This is a genomic window from Teichococcus aerofrigidensis (genome assembly GCF_054073225.1).
The window spans coordinates 1-1,448 of record NZ_JBSXMU010000250.1 but is presented as its reverse complement, the minus strand read 5'-3'; the positions used below and the strand labels follow the sequence as shown (position 1 = coordinate 1,448).

At 74.8% G+C, this 1,448-nt stretch carries 1 protein-coding gene and 1 pseudogene; both read right to left on the bottom strand.

The window, feature by feature from the left end:
• Positions 1-346, bottom strand: a pseudogene (locus ACVMLK_RS20995) (VWA domain-containing protein); the annotation flags it as partial.
• Positions 347-355: 9 nt separating this feature from the next.
• Entirely contained in the window at positions 356-1,306 is a 951-nt protein-coding gene (locus ACVMLK_RS20990) for an AAA family ATPase (RefSeq protein WP_457487537.1), read from the bottom strand.
• Between the last annotated feature and the right edge of the window lie 142 nt (positions 1,307-1,448).

Below are 1,448 nucleotides of genomic sequence, written 5' to 3'. Positions count from 1 at the left end.
GGGGCGGCGGCGCGGGGGGCGCGGCGCCGCCCAGCGCCTCGGCCAGGCGGCGGCCGCCCGGCGGCGGCTTCGGCGGTTCCCGGCCCTGCTGCAGCGCCTCCATGGCGGCGGCGTGCCGCCCCGCCTCAGGGTCGCGCCACCAGAGTCGGAAGGCGTGGTCGAAGATCTCGGCATGCTCGTGCCGGTGCACGAGGGTCGCCCGCAGCGCCGCCTGCACCTGGTGCCGGTCGCCGATCTCGACGCGCCGCAGCGCCTCCGCCCCGGCCAGCATCTCGCCCGGCCCGATCGGCAGGCCGGCGCGGCGCAGCAGGCGGCCGAAGCCGAGCAGGTTGGCGGCGAGCGACACCGTCCCGCCTCAGAAGGGGATGACGGGCTTGGGACGGCTGGCCTCCTTCGCCACCTCGACCAGCCTGGCCGCCTCGGCGCCGCGCAGCTTGGCGATGTCGTCCTGGTACTTGAGCAGGGCGCCGACCGTCTCCTCGACCAGCACCGGCTCCAGCTCCCGCGCGTCCAGGGCGCGCAGCGCGGCGGCCCAGTCGATGGTCTCGGCGACGCCGGGATACTTGAAGAAGTCGCCCGAGCGCAGCGCCTGCACGAAGGCGACGATCTGCGCCGAGAGGGCCGCCGGGAGGTCCGGCTGGCGGCTGGCCAGGATGGCGCGCTCCCGCGCCGCGTCCGGGTAGTCCACCCACTGGTAGAGGCAGCGGCGGCGGATGGCGTCGTGCACCTCCCGCGTGCGGTTGCTGGTCAGCACCACGATGGGCGGCGTCTCGGCGCGGATGGTGCCGAGTTCGGGGATGCTCAGCTGGAAATCGGCCAGGATCTCCAGCAGGAAGGCCTCGAAGGGCTCGTCGGCGCGGTCCAGCTCGTCGATCAGCAGCACCGCCGGGCTGCCCGAGAGGGCGGAGAGCAGCGGGCGTTCCTGCAGGAAGCGCCGGTCGTAGATGCCGGCCTCCAGCGCCGCGCGGCCCTCCGTGCTGTGCGCCGCGCCGGAGGCCTCGGCGAGGCGGATCGCCATCAGCTGCCGCGCGTGGTTCCACTCATAGGCGGCGGCCTGGAGGTCGAGCCCGTCATAGCATTGCAGCCGCACCAGCCGCCGGCCGAGGCCGGAGGCCAGCACCTTGGCGATCTCGGTCTTGCCGGTGCCGGGCTCGCCCTCCAGGAACAGCGGCCGGCCCATGGCCAGCGCCAGATGCACGGTGGTGGCCAGCGCCCGGTCGGCGACATAGCCGCCGGCCGCCAGCAGGCGCTCGGTCTCGGCGACCGAGGCGGGAAGGGCCGCCGCCGGCGTGGCGCTGGCGCTCATGCCTCAGCCCAGCACGAAGAGCAGGAAGAGGATCACCACGAAGATCGCCGAACCGCCCCAGAACAGCAGCGGCAGGCCGAAGATCTCGTCCGGCAGCAGGGAGAAGATGGAGATCCCGGCGGGCGCGGGGGGTGGCGCGGGC